The organism is Methylobacterium oryzae, assembly GCF_036441375.1.
Lineage (GTDB): Bacteria > Pseudomonadota > Alphaproteobacteria > Rhizobiales > Beijerinckiaceae > Methylobacterium > Methylobacterium oryzae_A.
On record NZ_MLCA01000001.1, the window covers coordinates 834,131 to 850,499 of the forward strand.

At 71.2% G+C, this 16,369-nt stretch carries 14 protein-coding genes and 1 pseudogene; 8 read left to right on the forward strand and 7 right to left on the reverse strand.

Annotated elements, in window-relative coordinates; all coding sequences use genetic code 11:
- Nucleotides 1-18: 18 nt before the first annotated feature.
- Nucleotides 19-1,347, reverse strand: coding sequence for an MFS transporter (locus MOTC310_RS04015; protein ID WP_331300866.1), 1,329 nt, complete (start codon nt 1,345-1,347; stop codon nt 19-21).
- Between the two features lie 224 nt (nt 1,348-1,571).
- Here MOTC310_RS04015 and dnaN point away from each other — a divergent pair, with 224 nt between their 5' ends.
- Both dnaN and recF read left to right on the forward strand, forming a co-directional pair.
- Nucleotides 1,572-2,693, forward strand: a complete 1,122-nt coding sequence (gene dnaN, locus MOTC310_RS04020) for a DNA polymerase III subunit beta (protein WP_331289792.1) — start codon at nt 1,572-1,574, stop codon at nt 2,691-2,693.
- Nucleotides 2,694-2,902: 209 nt separating this feature from the next.
- A complete protein-coding gene (gene recF / locus MOTC310_RS04025) occupies nt 2,903-4,057 on the forward strand; it encodes a DNA replication/repair protein RecF (protein ID WP_331289793.1) in 1,155 nt (384 codons plus the stop codon).
- 7 nt (nt 4,058-4,064) lie between these two features.
- Here recF and MOTC310_RS04030 read toward each other — a convergent pair whose 3' ends face one another.
- A complete protein-coding gene (locus MOTC310_RS04030) occupies nt 4,065-5,756 on the reverse strand; it encodes a methyl-accepting chemotaxis protein (RefSeq protein WP_331300867.1) in 1,692 nt (563 codons plus the stop codon).
- A 411-nt stretch (nt 5,757-6,167) separates the two neighbouring features.
- Between MOTC310_RS04030 and MOTC310_RS04035 the strand changes: the two genes are divergently transcribed.
- Nucleotides 6,168-6,563 (forward strand): VOC family protein, encoded by a 396-nt coding sequence (locus MOTC310_RS04035; RefSeq protein WP_331289795.1) that lies wholly within the window; start codon nt 6,168-6,170, stop codon nt 6,561-6,563.
- 44 nt (nt 6,564-6,607) lie between these two features.
- Nucleotides 6,608-7,195 carry a histidine phosphatase family protein gene (locus MOTC310_RS04040; protein WP_331300868.1) on the forward strand — a complete coding sequence of 196 codons (588 nt, stop codon included), beginning with the start codon at nt 6,608-6,610 and terminating at the stop codon, nt 7,193-7,195.
- On the opposite strand, the pseudogene MOTC310_RS04045 reads toward MOTC310_RS04040, so the two are convergent.
- The 5 genes and pseudogenes from MOTC310_RS04045 to MOTC310_RS04065 form a co-directional block, all read right to left on the reverse strand.
- Nucleotides 7,196-7,769: pseudogene (locus MOTC310_RS04045) on the reverse strand (hypothetical protein).
- Between the two features lie 61 nt (nt 7,770-7,830).
- Nucleotides 7,831-8,823 (reverse strand): nickel/cobalt transporter, encoded by a 993-nt coding sequence (locus MOTC310_RS04050; RefSeq protein ID WP_331300870.1) that lies wholly within the window; start codon nt 8,821-8,823, stop codon nt 7,831-7,833.
- Nucleotides 8,814-9,488, reverse strand: a complete 675-nt coding sequence (locus MOTC310_RS04055; RefSeq protein WP_331300871.1) for a DUF1007 family protein — start codon at nt 9,486-9,488, stop codon at nt 8,814-8,816. Before MOTC310_RS04055 ends, MOTC310_RS04050 begins: the two co-directional genes overlap by 10 nt.
- Nucleotides 9,489-9,582: 94 nt before the next feature.
- Nucleotides 9,583-10,491 carry an amino acid ABC transporter substrate-binding protein gene (locus MOTC310_RS04060; protein WP_331300872.1) on the reverse strand — a complete coding sequence of 303 codons (909 nt, stop codon included), beginning with the start codon at nt 10,489-10,491 and terminating at the stop codon, nt 9,583-9,585.
- A 227-nt stretch (nt 10,492-10,718) separates the two neighbouring features.
- The gene (locus MOTC310_RS04065) at nt 10,719-11,999 is read right to left on the reverse strand and encodes a dicarboxylate/amino acid:cation symporter (RefSeq protein WP_331289799.1); all 1,281 of its coding nucleotides are present in this window, start codon (nt 11,997-11,999) and stop codon (nt 10,719-10,721) included.
- Nucleotides 12,000-12,243: 244 nt separating this feature from the next.
- Here MOTC310_RS04065 and MOTC310_RS04070 point away from each other — a divergent pair, with 244 nt between their 5' ends.
- Genes MOTC310_RS04070 through MOTC310_RS04085 form a run of 4 tightly spaced genes read left to right on the forward strand, consistent with a single transcriptional unit; the run spans nt 12,244 to nt 16,236 of the window.
- Nucleotides 12,244-13,161, forward strand: a complete 918-nt coding sequence (locus MOTC310_RS04070; protein ID WP_149310851.1) for a branched-chain amino acid ABC transporter permease — start codon at nt 12,244-12,246, stop codon at nt 13,159-13,161.
- On the forward strand, nt 13,161-14,555 hold the full coding sequence (livM, locus tag MOTC310_RS04075) for a high-affinity branched-chain amino acid ABC transporter permease LivM (RefSeq protein ID WP_331300873.1): 1,395 nt from the start codon (nt 13,161-13,163) through the stop codon (nt 14,553-14,555). The genes MOTC310_RS04070 and livM overlap by 1 nt, the downstream gene beginning before the upstream one ends.
- Nucleotides 14,555-15,442 (forward strand): ABC transporter ATP-binding protein, encoded by an 888-nt coding sequence (locus MOTC310_RS04080; RefSeq protein ID WP_331289801.1) that lies wholly within the window; start codon nt 14,555-14,557, stop codon nt 15,440-15,442. The genes livM and MOTC310_RS04080 overlap by 1 nt, the downstream gene beginning before the upstream one ends.
- A complete protein-coding gene (locus MOTC310_RS04085) occupies nt 15,439-16,236 on the forward strand; it encodes an ABC transporter ATP-binding protein (protein ID WP_331300874.1) in 798 nt (265 codons plus the stop codon). Before MOTC310_RS04080 ends, MOTC310_RS04085 begins: the two co-directional genes overlap by 4 nt.
- Nucleotides 16,237-16,369 lie beyond the last annotated feature (133 nt).

Here is a 16,369-nt window from a genome sequence, read left to right on the forward strand (position 1 = left end):
GGGGCGCGGACGGTCCCGTCAGCGGTCGGCGGTTTCCGGCATGGCCAGCACGGCGAGGAAGCTGAGGATCGCGGCCCCGGCCAGGTAGAACCCGACGAAGCCGATCCCGCCATAGGCCGCGAGCTGCTGCGCGATGTAGGGCGCGCCCGAGGCCCCCAGGATCCCCGCGAGATTGTAGGTGACCGAGGCGCCCGTGTAGCGCACCCGCGTGGGGAACAGCTCGGGCAGGACGGCGCCCATCGGCCCGAACACCCAGCCCATCGTCAGGAGGCTGAGGCAGAGGAAGCCCAGGACCGGCGGCCAGGTGCCGGTGCCGGCGGCGTGACCGAGCATCGGCCCCATCAGGAAGCCCAGCAGGAACGTCATGGCCATCCCGGAGAGCAGCACCGGCCGGCGGCCGAAGCGGTCGGCCGCGGCCCCCGACACGACGGTGCCGAGCGCCATGAAGCAGACCGCGATGCACTCGAACAGCAGGAAGGTCGGCCGGCTGTAGCCGAGGGTGGCGGTGCCGTAGCCCAGGGCGAAGACGGTCGAGAGGTAGAACACCGCGTAGACCGCCACCATCGCGAAGGTGCCGACCAGGACGGCGTGTCCGTGCTGGGTCAGCATGGTGGCGAAGGGCACGCGCTCCGGACGCGCCTGGCTGAGCGCCGCCTTGAAGGCCGGCGTCTCGGTGAGCTTCAGGCGCACGTAGAGCCCGACGCCGACGAGCGCCGCCGAGGCGAGGAACGGCAGGCGCCAGCCCCAGGCCTGGAAGCTCTCGGGGGTCAGGCCGAAGCTGAGGGCGAGGAAGCCGAGATTGGCCAGGATGAAGCCGACCGGCGCCCCGAGCTGCGGGAAGATGCCGTACCACGCGCGCCGGCCCGGCGGCGCGTTCTCGACCGCCAGCAGGGCCGCGCCGCCCCACTCGCCGCCGAACCCGATCCCCTGCCCGCAGCGCAGGAGGCAGAGCGCCGCCGGCGCCCACCAGCCGACCGCCGCGTAGGTCGGCAGGCAGCCGATCAGGACGGTGGAGACGCCCATGATCAGCAGGGACGCCACCAGCGTCGCCTTGCGGCCGACCCGGTCGCCGAAATGCCCGAACAGGGCCGCGCCGACGGGCCGCGCGATGAACGCGATGGCGAAGGTCGCGAAGGCGCTGAGCTGCTGCACGCCGGGCGCGCCGGCCGGGAAGAAGACCGGGCCGATCACCAGGGCGGTGGCGGTGGCGTAGATGTAGAAGTCGAAGAACTCGATCGCCGTCCCGACGAAGCTCGCGGCGAGGATCCGGCCTGCGCTCGGGCTGGCGCCCGGGGCGGCGTGCGACGGGCCGGCCGTGTCGCCCGCGGTCTCGATGGTCTGCAACATGATCGGGATGGGGAGGAGGGATCCGGGTCGGTCGCGGCGCTTTCGCACGGGGCAGTCCCGGCCGATACCCCGATTTGGACATGGGCATCCGACCTGGACGCGGAGGTCGCTGTGCGGTGCACCCGCGGCGGCCTTGCGTTCCCCGGTCCCCTTCGCCAAGCTGAACGGCCATATTCCGCGACGGTCGCCGGCCGCGGCGCCGTCCACACCACTTGAGTACTGCGATGAGAGTCACTGTCGAGCGCGCGGCCCTGCTCAGGTCGCTCGGCCACGTGCACCGGGTCGTCGAGCGCCGCAACACGATCCCGATTTTGTCGAACGTGCTCCTGCGCGCCGACGGGTCCGCGCTCCAGCTGCGGGCGACCGATCTCGACATCGAGGTGACCGAGAGCGTCCCGGCCGACGTCGCGGATGCGGGCGCCACCACCGTGCCGGCGCACGTGATCTACGACATCGTGCGCAAGCTTCCCGAGGGCGCGCAGGTCTCCCTGGAGACCGGCGGCGAGTCCGGCCAGATGACGATCCGGTCCGGCCGCTCGCGCTTCGCGCTCGGTGCCCTGCCGGAGGGCGACTTTCCGGACCTCGCCGCCGGCGAGATGCCCCACGGCTTCGAGATCGGCGCCGCCGACCTGAAGCGGCTGATCGAGAAGACCCAGTTCGCGATCTCCACCGAGGAGACCCGCTACTACCTGAACGGCATCTACCTGCACACGCTGGAGACCGAGAACGGCCCGGCGATGCGGGCGGTGGCGACGGACGGCCACCGGCTCGCCCGCGTCGAGATCCCGGCCCCGCAGGGCAGCGTCGGCATGCCGGGCGTGATCGTGCCGCGCAAGGCGGTCGCCGAGATCCAGAAGCTCCTCGACGACGGCGGCGAGACCGTCGCGGTCGACCTGTCGCCCGCGAAGATCCGCCTGCGCTTCGCCGGCGGCCTGACGCTGATCTCCAAGCTGATCGACGGCACCTTCCCGGATTACCAGCGGGTGATCCCGGCCAACAACGACAAGCGGCTGACCGTCGAGCGCGACGCCTTCGCGAAGGCCGTGGACCGGGTCTCGACGATCTCGTCGGAGCGCGGGCGCGCGGTGAAGCTCGGGCTCGCCGAAGGGCGCCTCGCGCTCTCGGTGAACAACCCGGATTCCGGCAGCGCCACCGAGGAGCTCGACGTCGATTACGAGGCGGCCAACCTCGATATCGGCTTCAACGCCCGCTACCTCCTCGACATCACCGCGCAGCTCGAGGGCGACACCGCGCTGTTCAAGCTCGCGGATCCGGGCTCCCCGACCCTGATCCAGGACCGCGAGGGCGCGCCGGCGCTGTACGTGCTGATGCCGATGCGGGTCTAGGCGGCGGCCCGCCGACGTCTCGCTCCCGCCCTCGTCTCGGGGTGCCGGAGCGCGGCGGCAGCCTCGAAGGAGGCCTCCGGACGGCGATGGGGATACGGGAGCCCTCCCTCGAGGCCCGCCGACGCGGGCACTTCAGGGTGAGCTGATGGTGGGATATCAGACAGGAAGGGATGGTTGAGCGCGGTGCGTCCCGGCCTCCGAATTCACCGATGAGCGATGTCCTCGATCCGCCGGTCGAGCCCGACGGGTCCGAGACGCGCGTCACCCGCCTGATCGCCCGCGATTTCCGCAACCACGCCGATCTCGAGCTCACCCCCGCGGCCCGGTTCGTGGCGCTGGTCGGCGAGAACGGCGCGGGCAAGACCAACCTGCTCGAGGCGCTCTCGCTGTTCGTGCCGGGACGGGGCCTGCGCCGGGCGGAATTCGCCGCCATGGCGCGCAACGGCGGCCCGGGGGGCTTCGCGGTCTCGCTCACCCTCGATCGCGAGGGGGCCGAGCATCGGCTCGGCACGGGGCTCGAGCCGCCGGGCCCGGACGGGCGGGCGAGCCGGCTCTGCCGGATCGACGGCGCCACCGCCCCCTCGCCGGTGGCGTTCAGCGAGTTCCTGCGGGTCGTCTGGCTGACACCCGACCTCGACGGGCTGTTCCGCGGGGCGGCCGGGGACCGGCGGCGGTTCCTCGACCGTCTCGTGCTGGCGGTCGACGCCGCCCACGGCGCCCGGGTCTCCGCGATGGAGCGGGCCCTGCGCTCGCGCAACCGCCTGCTGGAGGAGCGGCCCGACGACGACCGCTGGCTCGACGCGGTGGAGCGGGAGGTCGCCGAGCTGGGCGTCGCCGTGGCCCTCGCCCGGCGCGAGACCGCCGAGCGCCTCGACCGGCTGATCGCCGAGACCCGGGACGATTCGCAGCCCTTTCCCTGGGCCGCGATCCGCCTCGAGGGCGACCTCGACGATCTCGTGGCGGTCTGGCCGGCCATCGAGGCGGAGGACCGCTACCGCATGGCGCTCCGCAACGGCCGCCCCCGCGACCGGGCGGCCGGCCGCACCCTGATCGGGCCGCAGAGCAGCGACCTCGTGGTCCGCCACGGTCCCAAGGACGTGCCCGCCGGGACCGCGTCCACGGGCGAGCAGAAGGCGCTGCTGATCGGGCTCGTCCTCGCCCACGCGCGGCTGGTGCGCGCCATGAGCGGCATCGCTCCGCTGATCCTCCTCGACGAGGTGGCGGCCCACCTCGATCCCCGCCGCCGGGCCGGCCTGTTCGAGGCCCTGGAGGCGCTGCCGGGCCAAGTCTGGATGACCGGGGCCGACCCGGACGCCTTCGCGCAGGCCGGCGCCCGGACGGAGGTCCTGCGGATCGGGAGCTGACCCGGCCTCAGGCGGCCCGGACGGTCCCGAGGAAGCGGGCGACCTCCGCGCCCAGATGCTCGGATTGCCGCGACAGCTCGCCGGCCGCCCCGAGCACCTGGGTGGCCGCGGCGCCGGTCTCCTCCGAGGCCTTGGCCACGCCCGTGATGTTGCTGGTCACCTCGTCGGTCCCGGCCGCCGCCTGGGAAACGTTGCGGACGATCTCCTGCGTGGCCGCGCCCTGCTGCTCCACCGCCGCCGCGATGGTCGTCGCGACCGCGTCGATCTCGCGGATGCGCGCCGTGATCCCACCGATGGCCGCGACGGCCTGGCCGGTCACGCCCTGGATCTGCCCGATCTGCTGGCTGATCTCCTCGGTGGCGCGGGCGGTCTGCGCGGCGAGCTCCTTGACCTCGACGGCGACCACCGCGAAGCCGCGCCCGGCCTCGCCGGCGCGCGCCGCCTCGATCGTGGCGTTGAGCGCGAGCAGGTTGGTCTGCCCGGCGATGGTCGTGATCAGCCCGACCATGTCGCCGATGCGGGTCGCCGCCTGGCTCAGGGCCTGCACGAGGTGCTGGGTCTCGTCCGCCTCACCGACCGCCGTCTGCGCGAGGCTGGCCGAGCCGAGGACCTGCCGGCCGATCTCCTGCACCGACGTGCCGAGCTCCTCGGCGGCGGCCGCCACGGTCTGGACGTTGGCGGAGGCCTGCTCGGCGGCGGCGGCCACGGTGGTGGACTGGCTGGCGGTCTCGGTGGCGCTCGACGTCATGGTCTGGGCGGTGGCCTGCAGCTCGGTGGCCGAGGACGAGACCATGCCGACGATGCCGCCGACGGCCCGCTCGAACCCGTCGGCGAGTTCCAGCATGGTGCGCCGGCGCTCGGCGAGGGCCGCCGCGTCGGCGACGCGACGGGTCTCGGCCTCCTCGGCGGCCTTGCGGGCGACCATGGCCTTGATGCCTTCCACGGCCCGGCCGACCGCGCCGATCTCGTCCCGACGCGCCGCCTCCTGGATGTCGGCGTCGATCTCGCCCTGCGCCATGCGCTGCAGCACCTTGACCAGGCGGTCGAGCGGTCGCGTGATCCCGGCCGTGGCGATGACCAGGGCCGCGAGCAGGCCCGCCAGCATCCCGAGGGCGCCGACGAGCATCAGGGTCCGGCGGGTCGCGTCGGTCTGGTCGGTCAGATCGTCCGACCCCTTCTGCATGTAGGCGTAGATGTCCTCGGCGATCCTGTTGCCCTCGGCCAGCATGCCCGCGAAGGTCGGATCGATCGCCGAATGGACCAGCGCGATCGCCTGATCGTTCTGGTTGGCGGTGCCGAGCCGACGGACCTCGCTCACGTCCCGGAGATAGCGCTCGATACGAGCCGTCTGCTCGTCGATGCGCGCGGCGAAGGTCGGGGCGTGCGCGCGGAAGACCGGCAGCAGCTCGGTCACCTTGGGCAGGACGGCCTCGAAGCCCGTGTTGGCGTCCCGCATCTGGGTCTGATCGGTCTCCGCGATGACCCGGTAGACCCAGTAGTTCAGCTCGATCACCAGGCGGTTCAGCCGGCGCGCATCGGCGACGGCCGCCGCCTCGTTGACGATGAACCGGCTGTAGCCGTCGTCGATCGAGGTCATCCGCGACTGCGCGTACCAGATGCATCCGCCGAAGATCGCGCTGATCACGGCGATGACGGCCACGAATTTCGGAAGAACTTTGATATTCGATAGATTTATCATAGTATTCAGTCTAGGTATCGGAGTCTGCGGCGTGTGATTCGATCTGCGCGGATCCCAAACTCGGTGAGTCGCGTAAAAAAGGTCCTAATCCATCGGTCACATACGGACGTGACTTGATATTTTTGTGTGTGCCACGCGTCTCTATCACGACTTGATTTTATGTACTGGTCTACGAGAAAGATATTTGAATTGAATATTCAGATTAGAACGCTTAAAACGGTGAGATCGGCTCTGAAACGGCTATACTTGTGACCGGGTCGGCTGGGATATATTCTATCGGACACATCGTCGCAGGTCCCGTTTGCCCGACCGGTGCGCCGCGGCCTGCGCGCGGCGGCCTTTTCTGGGCCGGGCGCGGCGCCACATAGAGGGTCCTGCACGCCGGCCGCGTGCCCACGGAAGCCCGAGCGCATGTCGAAGCCCGTCCACGCCATGATCCGCGTCCTCGAGGAGGAGCGCGCGCGCGACTACTACGCCCGCGCCTTCGGCCTAGCGGTCTCCGACCGGTTCGACTTCCCGGACTTCACCCTCGTCTACCTGCGCGACCCGGCCTCGCCGTTCGAGCTGGAACTCACGGTGAACAAGGGCCGCGACAAGCCCTACGACCTCGGCGACGGCTACGGGCACATCGCCTTCGTGGTCGACGACGTGGAGGCCGAGCACGCCCGGCACCGGCGCGAGGGCTTCACGGCCACCGACATCAAGGCGCTGAAGCACGGGGAGGAGGTGCTGGCGCGGTTCTTCTTCGCCACCGACCCGGACGGCTACAAGATCGAGGTCATCCAGCGCGGCGGCCGCTTCGCGTGACCCCTCCGGCACGCCGTCCCCTCTCCGAACCGCCTCCGAGATCCATGCCCGACAAGACCCGCATCGTCTGCATCCGCCACGGGCAGTCGACCTTCAACGCCGCCCACAAGCTCGGGCGCGGCGATCCTGGCCTGCCCGACGCGCGCCTGACCGAGCTGGGCCAGGCCCAGGCCCGGGCCGCGCGGGAGCGGCTCCGGCCGGTCCCGTTCGACCTCGTGGTGGTCTCGCCCCTGACCCGCGCCATCGAGACCGCGGCGATCCTGTTCGGCGACCATCCGACCCGGCCGCGGGTGCTCGTGGAGGTGCTGCACCGCGAGTGCCAGGAGAGCAGCTGCGACGTCGGCCGGGCCGCCTCGGAGATCGCCGCGGAGTTCCCGCACCTCGATGTCGGCCACCTGCCCGAGGTCTGGTGGCACGCGGAGCCGGGCTGCGAGGTCGGCGGCTACCCGGTGGAGCCGCGCCCCCTGTTCGACGCCCGGGTCGCGGCGTTCCGCGACTGGCTGCGGGCCCGGCCCGAGACCACCATCGCGGTGGTCGGCCACGGCACGTTCTTCTACCACCTCACCGGCACGTTCCTGGAGAATTGCGGGTCGATCGAGCTGGATCTCGACGCCGCGCCCGCGGCGGACTGATCAGGCCGGCACACGGGCGCGCGCCGCGTCCAGGCGCTGGCGGGCGCCGACGAGGGCGATCTCCGGTGCCTGCCGGCCGATGGCGAGGACGCCGTCGAGGATCGCGCAGGCCGCGCCCCAGGTCCCGGGCACGAAGGGCGCCGCGCCCTCCGCCACTCGCCGCCGCCAGGGCCGCCTGCCAGTCCGGCGCGCCGGCGCAGGCCTCCGCCTCCGCGGCCATGCCGGCGACGGCGCAGAGCGGCGCCAGGATGCGGCGGACGCTCTCCAGCGCCAGGTGTCGCGTGCGGGCGACCTCGATCTCCGGGGTGTCGGCGCTGCCCGACAGGCGCAGGACGAAGGCCATCAGCTGGGGCCGCGCCTCGTCCGGCATGGCGTCGTTGAGCCCGAGGGCGTAGGCGGCGACCGGCCGCGAGAAGCAGGGCGGGCAGTCGGCGCTGGAGCGGATCGCCCGGTAGGGCAGGCCCGCGGCCACGATCGCCGCCTCGTTGATGCAGGTCCCGCCGTCGGGGCCGGGGAAGGGATGCGATCCGGCGAGCAGGCGCCAGTTCAGGATCGTCGCGAAGTCGGGATGCATCGGCGCGCTCTCCGTCTCGGGCGCGCAGCGTGGCACGCCGCGCCCCGGAAGGCGAGGCCCCTCAGCCGCCGAGGCCCGGCGCGAGGCCGGAGAGCATCGCGGTGCCCAGGACCAGCACGAAGGCGGCGGCGACGAGTTCGAGGCCGCCGAGCGCCAGGAGGCCGACCTGCCCCCGTCCGCCCGCGAGGCGCAACGCCATCCGCTTGGCGAAGACCGCGAGGCAGGCCAGCGCGGTCGTGGTCAGCGCGGTGCCGAGGGCCATCGCCAGGACCGCCAGCACGCCCGCACCGGGCACGCCCTGCGACACCGCGAAGACCAGGACCAGCACCGCGCCCGCGCAGGGGCGCGTGCCCGCCGCCACCACCACCCCGGCCCGCTCGCGCCACGTGTCGCGGGTGTCGAGGGCCTGCGGCCCGGGCAGGTGGCTGCAGCCCGGGCCGCAGCCCGCGCCGAGATTGGCGAGGCGTCCGGCCTTGCGCCACGTCAGGACCAGCCCGATCAGGGCGACGAGGGCGAAGCTCACGGTCTCGATCAGGGTGCCGGCCCGGGTGATGCTCGCCGCCGTGGCGTTGAGGACCAGCGTGCCGAGGCCGACGATCGCCCCGGCCACGCAGGCCTGGAGCAGCGCGGCGAGGACGCTGAGCGCGGCGCCGCGCCGGAGCGCCCGCTCCCCCGCCAGGATGTAGCCGGCGATCACCGCCTTGCCGTGGCCGGGGCCGGCGGCGTGGAACACGCCGTACGCGAAGGCGAGCCCGACCAGCGGGCTCCAGCTGCCGCCGCCCCGCAGCACGCTCACCGCGGCGTTGAGGCTGCGGGAGAAGCTCGCCTGCAGCGCCAGGACGACGCCCCCGAGCCCGGTGGCGGCCGGAGCGGCCTCCCGGAAGCCGATCCCGAAGGGCGAGCGCGGCAGCGGCGCCGTGATGCCGGGCGCGACGAGCCACGCGATCGCGGCCGCCAGGAGGGCGGCGAGGCCGACGGCCAGGGCCATGAGGCCGAGCCGCAGGCCCAGCCGGCCCGCCCCGGCGGGCGCGGCGATCCCGATGCCTACGGACATGCCACGAGAACCCGGCTGGCGAACTGCACCCCGTAGGTCGAGGCGGCGGTGAGCGCCTCGAAGAAGGCCTCGGTCATGCCCGGCGATCCGGCATCGGCCATCTTCGGCTGCTCGGTCTTCGGCCGGGTGACCGTGGCGGCGCAGCCCTGGGGCGCCCCCGCGAGGGTCGCGGCGTCGGCGCCCTCGGCGAACGAGAAGGCGACGAAGTAGGTCGGGTCGTAGACCTCCAGCGCGGCCACTCCCCGCCCCTGCTGGACCGGACTCTTCAGCGGCAGCAGGAAGGTCATGACCAGCGCCTTGTCCTCCATGTGGGCGGCCGGCTCCTTCGGATCGCCGAAGGCCTGGTCCTTGCCGCCGACCTTCAGCTTGGTGAAGTAGCCGAACTCGGCGAGGTTGGCGGTGTTCTCGGCCGCGAGCCCGGCGAGCTCCTCCGGGCTGAGCTTGCCGTCCTTGTTGGTGTCGAGGCCCTGCGTGACGAAGGCCGTGTATTCGGGGTCGAAGCGCCACGTGTCGCGGACGCCGACGAGCTTGCCGCCCTCGTAGACGAGCTGGGCCTTGGCGGTCACCCAGACATGCGGGTGGGCGGAAGCCGCCGAGGCGGCGCAGCCGAGGACGGCGGCCAGCAGCAGGGCGGGCGGTTTCGGACAGTGCGCGGCGATCGGCATGGGCGGAGGCACGCTCGCGGAGGGAGGCGGTCAGGCCGGATCTCCTCGCGCGCCCGTTGGGCGAAAGCGAGGCGCCGTCCCGTCCCGGCGCCGCTCACTCGCCGCCGTCGAGGCCCATCAGCTGGAAGCTCACCCGCAGGTCGTTCGACATCGGGATGTCGAGGCGCTCGCCGTTGGGCAGGCGCTTGAGGAACCAGCGCTCGTAGGTCCAGCGCAGCGCCCGGGACTCGGCGAGCCGCGTGAAGGTCTGCTGAACGAGGCCGGCGAGTTCCGGGTCGTCCTTGCGGAACATGATGCCGTAGGGCTCGTAGGAGAGCTTGTCGGGCAGCACCGTGTAGTTCGACCCGTCCTGCGTGTCCGTGGCGATCAGCCCGTAGAGCAGCACGTCGTCGGTGGCGAAGGCGTCGGCCTTGCCGGCCTTCACCATCGCGTAGGAGGCGGCGTGGTCGGGGGCCGTCACCACCTGCGCGTCGATCTTCAGGCGGGCGAGCAGGTCGCGCACGGCCTTGTCGTTGGTGGTGCCGGCCGTCACCACCACGGTCTTGCCGCCGAGATCCCGGTAGGAGGCGATGCCCGATCCGCGCTTCACCAGGAGCTGCGTCGCGCTGATGTAGTCCACCGGCGAGAAGGCGACCTGCTTGCGCCGCTCGGCATTGGCGGTGGTCGAGCCGCATTCGAGGTCGATCTTGCCGGAGGTCACCGCCTCGATGCGCGTCTCGGCGGTGACCGGCGCGTAGCGGATCCTCACCGGCCGGCCGATCGCCGCCTGGACGTCGTCGGCGATCTCGCCGCAGAGGTCGATGGCGTAGCCGATCGCCCGGGGGCTGCCGTCCGGGTGCCTGCCCTCCACGAACGAGAACGGCACCGAGCTCTCCCGGTAGCCGAGCACGATCTCCCCGCGCTCGGCGACGCGCCTGAGCGTCCCGGTGAGCACCTCGAAGGCGGAGGCCGGCGCCGCGCCAGCCAGCGCCAGGACCAGAAACGCAAGGGAAAGCCTCGCCATCACCCGCCCTCCAGGGCGCACTGCCTACGCCGCATCACGTTCCAGAGCGCCCGGACGCTGCCACCCTCGTCCTGAGGCGGAGGCCTCGAAGGAGCCCTCCGGCCGGGGCTGCGATCCCTGGAGCTCTCCTTCGAGGCCCGCTCCGCGGTCACCTCGAGGACAAGGTGATCGGTGGGGCGGCCGTTCCGCGCCTCAGTCTGCCGGGCGGCGCAGGCGCCTCCCGGCCCCTACTCCGCCGGCGAGGCCACCGTGCCGACATGGTCGAGCCGCTGGTCGGTGGTCGAGAGCTGGCCCTCCCACTTGGCGACCGCCACGGTGGCGACGCTGTTGCCCAGCACGTTGGTGGCCGACCGGCCCATGTCCAGGAACTGGTCGATGCCGATGATCAGCAAGAGCCCGGCCTCCGGGATGTTGAAGTGCGACAGCGTCGCCGAGATCACCACCAGCGAGGCGCGCGGCACGCCGGCCATGCCCTTCGACGTCACCATCAGCAGGAGCAGCATCGTGAGCTGCTGACCCCAGCTCAGCGGGATGTTGTAGGCCTGCGCGATGAACATCACCGCGAAGGTGCAGTACATCATCGAGCCGTCGAGGTTGAACGAGTAGCCCATCGGCAGAACGAACGACGTGATGCGGTTCGGCACCCCGAATTTTTCCAGGTTCGTCAGCATCTTCGGGTAGGCCGCCTCGCTCGACGCGGTCGAGAAGGCCAGCACGAAGGGCTCCTTGATCAGGTTGAACAGTCGCGCGATGCCGCCGGCCCCGAGCATCAGGAAGCCGACCCCCATCAGCAGCACCCAGAGCACGCCGAGGCCGATGTAGAACTCCACGAGGAACTTGCCGTAGGTGACGAGCACGCCGATGCCCTGGGTGGTGATCGTCGCCGCGATGGCGGCGAACACCGCCACGGGGGCGAACATCATCACGTAGCCCGTCACCTTGAGCATCACGTCCGCGACGCCCTCGATGCCCTGCGCGAGCAGGCGCCCCTTCTCGCCGAGCGAGGCCAGGCCGACGCCGAAGAAGATCGAGAAGACCACGATCTGCAGGATCTCGTTGTTGGCCATCGCCTCGACGGCGCTCTTCGGCACGAGGTGCGTCACGAACTCCTTGAGCGAGAGCGAGGCCGCCTTCAGGCCGGTCCCGGCGCCGGCATCCGGCAGCGGCAGGTTCAGGTTTTGGCCGGGCTGCATCAGGTTGACCATGATGAGGCCGAGCATCAGCGAGCAGAACGAGGCGCCGACGAACCAGAGCAGCGCCTTGCCGCCGACCCGGCCGACCGCGGCGGTGTCCCCGAGATGCGCGATGCCCACCACCAGCGTGGAGAAGACCAGCGGGGCGATGATCATCTTGATCAGGCGCAGGAACACGTCGGAGACCAGCGCGATGTAGCCGGCGATCTCCTTGGCGGTCTGCGGGTCGGGCCAGGTGATGCTGCAGGCATAGCCGACGGCGATCCCGAGGAGCATGCCGACGAAGATCATCGTCGTGAGTCGCGACCCTGCCATCGGTACTGCTCCTCGCCTGGGCCCGGGATGATCGAGCATTGCAATTCGTTAACGTGTCGCACGAACTGCGCCACGCGCAAGCCCGACCGGGCCTTGTTACTGGCGTGGTCGACTGTTTTCGCGCGACGCCCGGGCGGCGATGAAACCTGTGGCCGGCATGCTGCGGCTGCGGTACGAGACTTGCCCCGCCAAGCTGCCTGCGGTCTCCGTAGGCGGCACGAGGCCCCTGCGCGCGCGAGAGTTCATGGACGTCTTCGTACAGCAGTTGATCAACGGGCTGACGCTCGGCTCGATCTACGGCCTGATCGCGATCGGCTACACGATGGTGTTCGGCATCATCGGCATGGTGAACTTCGCCCACGGCGACGTCTTCATGGTCTCCTGCTTCATCGCGCTGATCACCTTCCTGCTGCTGACGGTCTGGCTCGGGGTCAGCTCCATCGCGCTGGCCTTCCTGGTGGTGCTGGTGGTCGCGATGGCGCTCACCGCCCTGTGGGGCTGGGCGATCGAGCGGGTGGCCTACCGGCCGCTGCGCGGCTCGTTCCGGCTGGCACCGCTGATCTCGGCGATCGGCGTCTCGATCTTCCTGTCGAATTTCGTGCAGGTCGTGCAGGGCGCGCGCAACAAGCCGACCCCGCCGATGCTGTCGGGCGGCATCACGCTGTTCGAGCGCGACGGCTATGCGGTGTTCCTGGCCTGGAAGCAGGTGCTGATCATGGTGGTGACCGCCGTGCTGCTCACCGGCTTCTGGTACCTCGTGCAGCGCACGCCCTTCGGCCGGGCGCAGCGGGCCTGCGAGCAGGACCGCAAGATGGCGGCGCTGCTCGGCATCGACGTCGACCGCACGATCTCGCTGACCTTCGTGCTCGGCGCCGCGCTGGCGGCCGTCGCGGGCGTCCTCTACCTCATGTACTACGGCGTCGTGTCCTTCTCGGACGGGTTCGTGCCCGGCGTGAAGGCCTTCACGGCGGCGGTGCTCGGCGGCATCGGCTCCCTGCCCGGCGCTGTGCTCGGCGGCCTGATCATCGGGCTGATCGAGACCTTCTGGTCCGCCTACTTCTCCATCGAGTACAAGGACGTCGCCGCCTTCTCGATCCTGGCGATCGTGCTGATCTTCATGCCCTCGGGCATCCTGGGCCGGCCCGAGGTCGAGAAAGTCTGATGGCCGGTTCCCAGACCGCGCTCCCCGGTTCCGCGATGGCCGGCATCCTGCGCGACGCCGCCCTCTACGCCCTGGTCACCTTCGGCCTCTGCGTGCCGATCATCGCCTACCGCACCGATCCCGGGCCCGGGACCGAGCTGGTGCTCGTGCCGCGCTGGGGGCTGGTCGCGGCGCTCTGCGCGGCGATCTTCGTCGCCCGCATCGTCCAGAGACTCGTCCTGCTGCGCCGGGACGCGCGGCGGGCGCTCACCCCCGCCCCGCGGCAGGCGACCGAGGCGGTCCACGCCGAGCCCGACGCCGGCCAGAAGACCTCCAAGCCCGCCCTCTGGCTGTTCATCTTCGTCGCGCTGACCCTGCCGATGATCTCTGCCCTGGCGACCGGCGGCCTGTCCTCGGCCCGCTACTGGATCGACCTCGGCATCCTGATCCTCACCTACGTGATGCTCGGCTGGGGCCTGAACATCGTCGTCGGCCTCGCCGGCCTCCTCGACCTCGGCTACGTCGCCTTCTACGCGGTCGGGGCCTATTCCTACGCGCTGCTGTCGACCACCTTCGGCCTGTCCTTCTGGATCTGCCTGCCGCTGGCGGGCCTGTTCGCCGGCCTGTGGGGGATGATCCTCGGCTTCCCGGTCCTGCGCCTGCGCGGCGACTACCTCGCCATCGTCACCCTCGCCTTCGGCGAGATCATCCGCCTCGTCCTGATCAACTGGACCGACGTGACCGGGGGCGGGGCCGGCATCTCGTCGATCCCGCGGGCGACCTTCTTCGGAATCCCGTTCACGGCGGGCGATGACGGCTTCGCGGCGACCTTCGGCATCCCGTACGATTCGATGCACCGGCTCGTCTTCCTGTACTACCTGATCCTCGCTTTGGCCCTGATCACCAACTTCGTCACCCTGCGCCTGCGCCGCCTGCCGATCGGGCGGGCCTGGGAGGCCCTGCGCGAGGACGAGATCGCCTGCCGGTCGCTGGGCATCGACACGACCGCCACGAAGCTCACGGCCTTCGCGCTGGGGGCGGCCTTCGGGGGCTTCGCGGGCTCGTTCTTCGCCGTGCGCCAGGGCTTCATCAGCCCGGAGAGCTTCAACTTCCTGGAGAGCGCCATCATCCTGGCGATCGTCGTCCTCGGCGGCATGGGCAGCCAGGTCGGCGTCGCCATCGCCGCGGTGGCGATGGTCGGCGGGCCCGAGATGCTGCGCAACCTCGGCTTCCTGAAGGCCGTGTTCGGCGAGGGTTTCGACCCGAGCGAGTACCGCCTGCTCCTGTTCGGGCTGGCCATGGTGGCCATGATGGTCTGGCGCCCGCGCGGGCTGATCTCGGAGCGCATGCCGTCGGTCTCGCTGGGCCAGCGGCGCGCGGTCTCGGGCGCCCACGTCAGCGAGGGGCACGGCTGATGGCGACCTCACCCCTCCCCCCGCCGGTGCTCACGGTCGAGCACCTGACCATGCGGTTCGGCGGCCTCACCGCGGTCTCCGACCTGTCCTTCGAGGCCAGGCGCGGCGACATCACCGCGCTGATCGGCCCGAACGGGGCCGGCAAGACCACGGTGTTCAACTGCATCACCGGCTTCTACAAGCCCACCGAGGGCATGCTGACCCTGGCGCATGCCGACGGCACGTCGCACCTTCTGGAGCGTCTGCCCAACCACAAGGTCAACCGCACTGCCCGGGTGGCGCGCACCTTCCAGAACATCCGCTTGTTCCAGGGCATGACGGTGCTGGAGAACCTGCTGGTCGCCCAGCACGCGCCGCTGATGCGGGCCTCGGGCTACACGATCCTCGGGCTGCTCGGTCTCAGGACCTACCGGGACGCGCAGGCCGCCGCGATCGAGCGGGCCAAGGCTTGGCTCGAGCGCATCGACCTGATGGCGCGCGCGGATGACCCGGCGGGCGCGCTGCCCTACGGCGCGCAGCGGCGCCTGGAGATCGCCCGGGCGATGTGCACCGACCCGGTCCTGCTCTGCCTCGACGAGCCGGCGGCCGGTCTCAACCCGCGGGAATCGGCGGAGCTCAACGGGCTCCTGCGCCACATCCGCGACGCGCACGACACCTCGGTGCTGCTGATCGAGCACGACATGTCGGTGGTGATGGAGATCTCCGACCACGTGGTCGTGCTCGATTACGGCGTGAAGATCGCCGACGGCTCCCCCGCCGAGGTGCGGGCCGACCCGAAGGTGATCGCCGCCTATCTCGGCGTCGAGGACGAGGAGGTCGAGGCCGTGGAGGCCGAGGTCGGGATCACCGTGCCGCACGCCGACGCCCACACGGGAGCCTCGGCATGAGCGTCGCCGGCATCAACGTCCTGGTCGAGGAGACGCGGGCGATCCAGGCGGGGAAGAAGCCCCCGCTCCTCGCGGTGCGCGACGTCTCGACCTATTACGGCAGCGTCGCCGCCCTGCGCGGGGTCGACCTCGACGTGGCCGAGGGCGAGATCGTCACGCTGATCGGGGCCAACGGCGCCGGCAAGTCGACCCTGATGATGACGATCTTCGGCAGCCCGCAGGCGCGGTCGGGGACGATCACGTACGACGGCCGCGACATCACCCGGATGCCGACCCACGCCATCGCCCGGCTCGGCATCGCCCAGTCGCCGGAGGGCCGCCGGGTCTTCCCGCGCATGAGTGTCTACGAGAACCTCCAGATGGGCGCCGCGCTCCATGACGGGCGCTTCTTCGCCGAGGATCTCGAGAAGGTCTGCGCCCTGTTCCCGCGGGTGAAGGAGCGCCTGAACCAGCGCGCAGGCACCATGTCGGGCGGCGAGCAGCAGATGCTCGCCATCGCGCGGGCGCTGATGAGCCGCCCGCGGCTGCTGCTGCTGGACGAGCCGTCCCTCGGCCTCGCGCCGCTGGTGGTGAAGGGCATCTTCGACGCGATCCGGGAGCTGAACCGGACCGACAGGATGACGATCTTCCTCGTCGAGCAGAACGCCTACCACGCCCTCAAGCTCGCCCATCGCGGCTACGTGCTGGTCAACGGTCGGGTCACGATGAGCGGGACAGGTCGGGCGCTGCTCGACGATCCGAACGTCCAGGCCGCCTACCTGGAGGGGGGCCATTCCGGCCCGGTCGGGGCATGATGCCGTTTTCGGTTGATGACATTGGCATCCCCGTCTTTGCGAGCGGAGCGAAGCAATCCAGGGCGGCGCCCCACCTTTCGAGGCTGCGCTCCCCTGGGTCACCTCGCTGCGCTCGCGATGACGGCGAGGGGCG